Here is a 6,199-nt window from a genome sequence, read left to right on the forward strand (position 1 = left end):
GTTCGGCCGCGGTTGGGTCACGCGGCGATGCAGCAAAGCAGTCACGCGTTGCACGATGCCCGCGAGGACACCCTCGATTCGGCAACGCGAGCCCCATCGACTCGAACGGCAACACGGTGCCTTCCGACGCAGTGATTGCGATGCACGCCTGAGCGTCCTGCGCTGCATGCCTTCACTGCTGTGGGCGCCGGAACCCGCCTGAGCTTGGCGGGCTGCGCAGTCTGCCAGTCAGGCGGACTCGGCAGATCCGCGCACATCACTATCGAACCGCCTTCGTCGCGCCTGCGACTCACGTGCGTCCGCCGTGCGCGGCCCTCTGCGCGTGCCCGATCCCTGCAGAATTCCCCCACATCGCTTTCGCACCGTGCCTCCGGGTATCGAGTTTATCCAGATCTATCGTCGATTGACGATCACGGGCTCGGCGATTGAACGGAGGAATTCGTCGGATGAAATGACGGAAATGTCCGGTAAAACAGTGATATGTGCTCGGGAGCCCGGCAGAAGCCGCAGACAAAAATTTTTTAGCTAAAATAATATGTCGTCAATTGACGATTTGTTTTCTTGCAGATATCGTTCGGGCAGTCGATGTTTTTTCGTATCGGCAAGGAGCGTTCCTGCAAGGTCGGTGAACGCGTGACCCTGCCGATCAACCGCCGCCGTCTGCACCTTTCGATCAGACGAGCGGTGTGACCCTGAAGGCGCAGAACGCATGAAACCCGCGGTATTTTCGTATCACCGGCCTCACACGCTTGAAGATGCGCTGTCGCTGCTCGCGCTGCACGGCTTCGACGCCAAAGTCATCGCGGGCGGGCAAAGCCTCGCCCCGATGATGAACATGCGCTTTGCGCAGCCGGCCCATCTGATCGACCTCAACGCATTGCCGCAACTCAGCGGCGTGACGCTTGCGGGTGAGTCGCTATCCGTTGGCGCGATGACGCGCCATCACGAAGTGGCCACCAGCAGCACGGTGCGCGCCGCTTGCCCGTTGCTCGCGGATGCGGCCGCGACGATTGGACACTACGCGATCCGTCAGCGCGGCACGCTGGGGGGCAGTCTTGCGCATGCGGATCCTGCTGCGCAAATGCCGCTCATCGCCAGCACGCTGGGTGCGCGCATCGAGATCGTCGGGCCGGACGGCGGCCGTGAGGTGCCGGCCGCGGCGTTCCTGATTGCGGTGATGACGACCGATCTCGCTGCTGAAGAAATCATTCGAGCCGTGCATTTCCCGGTGGCACGCCCGGGCGAGCGGCACGCATTCGAAATCTTCAGCAGGCGGCACGGCGACTTCGCGATTGCGGCTTGCGCACTCACCGCTGTGCTCGACGGCAACCGGTTCGCCAGCCTGCGCATTGGCCTTGGCGGTGTGGCGGACGCCCCGCTGGTGCTGGACGAACTCGCCGCGAGCTTCGCCGGCGCGCCAGTCGATGCGCCAACCCTTGCCGCAATCGCCGACGCAGCGGCCGGCGCTATCGATCCGTACGATCAACCGGACATCAGCGCCGCTTACCGGCGCGATCTCGTCAAGGCGCTCACGGCGCGCGCGTTGCAACGCGCGACGCAGCCGGTCCGCACGACCTCGAATTGAGTCATGGAAAAGAACACGATTTATCTCACTGTGAACGGCACCCGTCACGAAGTGCATTGCGAAGATCGCAAGCTCCTTTCCGATGTGCTTCGTGAAGATTGCCGTCTGACCGGCACGCACGTCGGCTGCGAGCACGGCGTCTGCGGCGCATGCACTGTGCTGCTCGACGGCCGTCCGTCGCGCTCGTGCCTCGTCTACGCCGTTCAGATGGACGAAGTGCGGATCACCACGATCGAATCCGTCGCGCAGGATGGCCGACTCTCTGCGCTGCAGCAGGCGCTGCACGAGTGTCATGGCCTGCAGTGCGGCTTTTGCACGCCGGGCATCGTGATGACCTTCGAGGCTTATCTGCGCGAGCACCCCAACCCGTCCGAGGCCGAGGTGCGCGACGCGCTGTCCGGCAACCTGTGCCGCTGCACTGGGTACCAGAACATCGTGCGGGCGATCCTGCTTGCGGCTGAGCGGATGCGTGGGGAGACCGCCGATGTCTGAGCCGACGTTTCGCTACCTCAACAAGGCGTTGCCGCGCACCGAAGACTATCGGCTGCTGACGGGCTATGGCCGGTATCTCGACGATATCGAAATCGCGGGCGCTCTACACGTGAGCTTCGTGCGTTCGCCGCATGCGCATGCGCGAATCGTTTCGGTGGCTACCGAGGCGGCGGCCGGCATGCCTGGTGTCGTGACCATCGTCACTGGACGGGAGCTGGCGCAGTGGACCACGCCGATGCGGGTTGCCCCGCCGATCGATGGTTTGCTGCCGGTCGAGTTCGCGACGATGCCGACCGACATCGTGCGCTTTCAGGGCGATCTAGTGGCATGTGTGGTTGCGACCGACCGCTATCTCGCGGAAGACGCGGCGGAACAGGTCATGGTCGAGTTCGAGCCGCTGCCTGTGGTGACCGACATGTGGCAGGCACTCGAAGCCGATGCCGCGCAAGTCGACCCCGGCGTGCCCGGCAACCTGGTGTCGCACCAGACGTACTCGAACGGCGATCCGCAGAGCGCGACCCGGCAGGCTTACCGCGTGGTCGAGGCGACTTTCCAGCAGCAGCGGCAGACCCATGTGCCCATCGAGACGCGCGGTTGCGCAGCAGTCTGGGATGCCGGGCGCGACCACCTGACGTTCCACATCGGCACCCAGGTGCCGCATCCTTTGCGCACTCAGCTCGCGCAACGGCTCAGGCTTACCGAGTCGCAGGTGACGGTGATTTCGCCTGATGTGGGCGGGTCGTTCGGCCAGAAAATCGCCTTGTACCGCGAAGAGCTGACCGTGGCTGCTCTCGCGCGTCATCTGAAGCGGCCGGTGCGCTGGCGCGAAGACCGTCTCGAGAACCTGACCGCGGCGGCCAATTCGCGCGAAGACTTTTGCCGTACGCGCGCCGCGGTGGATGAGCATGGCACGCTGCTCTCGCTCGATCTGGAGATGCGCGAAGACTTCGGCGCGTATTGCTTCTTTCCGGCAAATTACCTCGCGCGCGTCGTCGCGATGGTGTTGAGCGGACCGTACCGGTTGCACAACTACGCGTTCGACGTGAAGGTCGTGCTCAGTCACAAATGCGGCAATGCCCCCATGCGCGCGCCGATGTCCATCACCAGCTGGGTCATGGAAGGCACGATGGAAGCGATCGCGCGCGAACTGAAGCTGGATCCGGTCGAGGTGCGCCGCCGCAACCTCTTGATGCCGGAAGAACTGCCGTACCGCACGGCCACCGGCGAATTGCTGGCCGACATCACGCCGTCGCAGACCTTCGAGGCGGTGCTGAAAGCCTTCGATTACGACGCGTTTCGCACCCGCCAGCAGGCCGCGCGGGCGGCCGGCCGCTATCTTGGGCTTGGCCTGTGCAATGTGGTCGAGCCGACCACCTACGGCTCGCGCTTCTATAAATCAGCCGGCATTCCGGGCTCGGGTCACGAGGCAAGCTGGATCCGGATCGAGCCGAGCGGCGTCGTGAACGCGTCGGTGGGTCTCGGCCCCAGCGGACAGGGCTACGAAAGCGCCATGGCCAATGCGGTGGCCGAAGGCCTGGGCGTGCTTCCGTCGAGCGTGCGAATTCTGATGGGTCACACGGATATCGCGCCCTACGGGATGGGCAGCCGGGGCGCCCGCAGCGGCACGGCGGGCGGCGGCGCGCTTTATCTGTGCGCGCTCGATGCGCGCCGCAAGGTGCTCGCTATTGCCGCCGGTTGTCTCGACCTGCCTGATAGCGACGCGCTTCGACTTGTCGATGCGCGTATTGAGCGCCGTAGCGGCGACGCGTGGGTCGACACGGGCCTGACGCTCGCCGACGTGGCGCGGCGTGCCTATATGGATCCTACTGCGCTGCCCGAAGGCCTCACGCCTGGCCTCGAGTTCCACCTGACTTACGATCCGCCGCCGATGACCTACTCGAATTCGACGCACGGCTGCGAGATCGAACTGGACGTGGCCACCGGTGCGATCCATTTTGCGCGCTACGTGATCGCCGAAGACTGCGGCACGCTGCTCAATCCCACCGTGGTGACAGGGCAGCAACACGGCGCCGTGGCGATGGGGCTGTCCGGCGCGTTGTTCGAGCATATGCGCTACGACGAAACGGGACAGAACGTGACCGGCTCGCTGGCCGACTATCTGATCGCCACGTCGACCGAATTACCCAATTTCGAACTCATCCCGTTGCATACACCTAGTCGCGCGACGGCGGCGGGCATCAAAGGGATGGCCGAAGGCGGCGTGATGGGCGCGCTCGGCGCCCTGACCAACGCCGTGAACGACGCGCTGGCGCCATTCGGCGTGGTGGCGGACCGTCATCCTTTGACTCCCATGCTCTTGCGCGACCTGCTGCGCGACAAACTCTGACTGGATCAACAATCATGAATCAATCTGCAAACAAACCCGCTGTCGGCTTTATCGGTCTCGGCATCATGGGCGCCTCGATGGCGGCGCGACTCGCTGCGGCCGGCTATCCGCTGCATGTCTATAACCGTACCCGTGCGAAGGCCGAGCCGCTTATCGAGGCGGGCGCCTCCTGGCATGCCACGCCGAAGTCGCTCGCGCAAGCATCCGACGTGGTCGTCACGATCGTCGGTACGCCGGACGACGTGCGCGCGCTGTACCTCGGCGACGACGGTCTGATCGCGAACGCGCGACCCGATGCCGTGCTGATCGACATGACGACTTCGAGCCCGCAACTGGCCGAAGAGCTCGCCGCGCATGCAGCCGCTCGCGGCGTGCACATGCTGGACGCGCCGGTCTCGGGCGGCGATATCGGCGCGCGCGAGGGTCGGCTGTCCATCATGGTGGGCGGCGCGGCCGATGCGCTCGCGCGCGTCGAGCCGATGCTGCGCTGCCTCGGCACGAACATCGTGCTGCAAGGCGGACCGGGCGCGGGTCAGCATACCAAGCTGTGCAACCAGATCGTGATCGCATCGACGATGCTCGGCGTGTGCGAAGGCCTGGCCTATGCGCACAGCGCCGGACTGGATCCGCAGACCGTATTGAGCGCAATCGGCGGCGGCGCGGCGGGTGGCTTCCAGTTGAATAACCTGGGGCCGCGCATCGCCAAGGGTGATTTCGCACCGGGCTTCTTTATCGAGCATTTCATCAAGGACATGCGGATTGCGCACGAGGAAGCCACTCATATGGGACGTGAGTTGCCGGGTCTGGACCTGGTGCGCGGTCTTTATCAGAAGCTCGCTGAACAAGGCTTCACACGGAACGGAACCCAGGCGCTCTTCAAGCTCTACGAGCGCTGAGGAGCGGCCATGAAGCTAGCTGATCAATGCATTCTCCCCGCGCCACCCGAAGCCGTGTGGCGTGCGCTGAACGATCCTGCCGTGCTGGAGGCGTGTCTGCCCGGGTGTAAATCGCTCGCGATGCTGGACGAGCGGCATTTCGAGTCGACCGTGCAGATTCGCGTCGGTCCGGTGGCGGCGACCTTCAAAAGCAACGTGGAGCTGTCGGATCTCGATCCACCCAGGGCTTACACGATTGTCGGCTCGGGCAACGCGGGCGCGGTTGGTTTTGCCAAGGTCACTGCGCGCGTGCAACTCGAACCGCAAGGCGAGACGACCGTGCTCGCATACGACGCGGACGTCGAAATCGGCGGAAAGCTGATGAGCGTGGGGTCGCGCCTGATTCAGTCCGCGGCGGGCAAGAATCTCGAGACCTTCTTTGGCGCGTTGAAGGCGCACATCGAAAAAGAGACGGCGCCTGCGGACGCTATCCAGGACCTCGAGCCGGCGCCGCAAACCCAGCCGGACAACGCGCCGCTGACCGGCGCCGAGCAAGCTCGGGTGCAGGGCGAGACGAAGCCGTCCGCCGTCACGCCCAAACCTGGTCCGACAGCGGGGCTGCGGGTCTGGCTGGTCGGTGCGGGCTCGGGTCTGCTCGGCTTGCTGGTTGGATTTCTGATTGGGCACGCGGGCTGACGGTTCGCGCGACAGTGTGCCTGGCACGCGTCGTTTTGTAAGCGGTTGATTCGCAACAGGAGGCAATCATGCTGGTGGAAATGCGTACGTATCAGATTACCGCAGGAAAGGTGGGCGAGTTTCTGCAAATCTACGAGCGCGAGGGACTCGAGATCATCAGTCAGTACGCACGGCTCAAGGGCTGCTGGACTAAAGACTCGGGCA

6 protein-coding genes are annotated in these 6,199 nt (G+C 64.4%); all 6 read left to right on the forward strand.

The window, feature by feature from the left end:
- Nucleotides 1-709 precede the first annotated feature (709 nt).
- The gene (locus QOC89_RS20950; protein ID WP_323046767.1) at nt 710-1,585 is read left to right on the forward strand and encodes a xanthine dehydrogenase family protein subunit M; all 876 of its coding nucleotides are present in this window, start codon (nt 710-712) and stop codon (nt 1,583-1,585) included.
- Between the two features lie 3 nt (nt 1,586-1,588).
- On the forward strand, nt 1,589-2,077 hold the full coding sequence (locus QOC89_RS20955) for a (2Fe-2S)-binding protein (RefSeq protein ID WP_323046768.1): 489 nt from the start codon (nt 1,589-1,591) through the stop codon (nt 2,075-2,077).
- Nucleotides 2,070-4,424 (forward strand): xanthine dehydrogenase family protein molybdopterin-binding subunit, encoded by a 2,355-nt coding sequence (locus QOC89_RS20960; RefSeq protein WP_323046769.1) that lies wholly within the window; start codon nt 2,070-2,072, stop codon nt 4,422-4,424. The genes QOC89_RS20955 and QOC89_RS20960 overlap by 8 nt, the downstream gene beginning before the upstream one ends.
- A 14-nt stretch (nt 4,425-4,438) precedes the next feature.
- Nucleotides 4,439-5,320, forward strand: coding sequence for an NAD(P)-dependent oxidoreductase (locus tag QOC89_RS20965; protein ID WP_323046770.1), 882 nt, complete (start codon nt 4,439-4,441; stop codon nt 5,318-5,320).
- 9 nt (nt 5,321-5,329) lie between these two features.
- Entirely contained in the window at nt 5,330-5,995 is a 666-nt protein-coding gene (locus QOC89_RS20970; protein WP_323046771.1) for a carbon monoxide dehydrogenase subunit G, read from the forward strand.
- Between the two features lie 80 nt (nt 5,996-6,075).
- Nucleotides 6,076-6,199: NIPSNAP family protein (locus tag QOC89_RS20975; protein ID WP_323046772.1), on the forward strand; the 124-nt coding region annotated here is incomplete at its 3' end.

This window comes from Paraburkholderia sp. (assembly GCF_034668105.1).
GTDB lineage: Bacteria > Pseudomonadota > Gammaproteobacteria > Burkholderiales > Burkholderiaceae > Paraburkholderia.

Bases quoted from the DNA above. Each gene is read 5' to 3' on its own strand.
- QOC89_RS20950 (WP_323046767.1), top strand. From the start codon at position 710: ATGAAACCCGCGGTATTTTCGTATCACCGGCCTCACACGCTTGAAGAT.
- QOC89_RS20955 (WP_323046768.1), top strand. From the start codon at position 1,589: ATGGAAAAGAACACGATTTATCTCACTGTGAACGGCACCCGTCACGAA.
- QOC89_RS20960 (WP_323046769.1), top strand. From the start codon at position 2,070: ATGTCTGAGCCGACGTTTCGCTACCTCAACAAGGCGTTGCCGCGCACC.
- QOC89_RS20965 (WP_323046770.1), top strand. From the start codon at position 4,439: ATGAATCAATCTGCAAACAAACCCGCTGTCGGCTTTATCGGTCTCGGC.
- QOC89_RS20970 (WP_323046771.1), top strand. From the start codon at position 5,330: ATGAAGCTAGCTGATCAATGCATTCTCCCCGCGCCACCCGAAGCCGTG.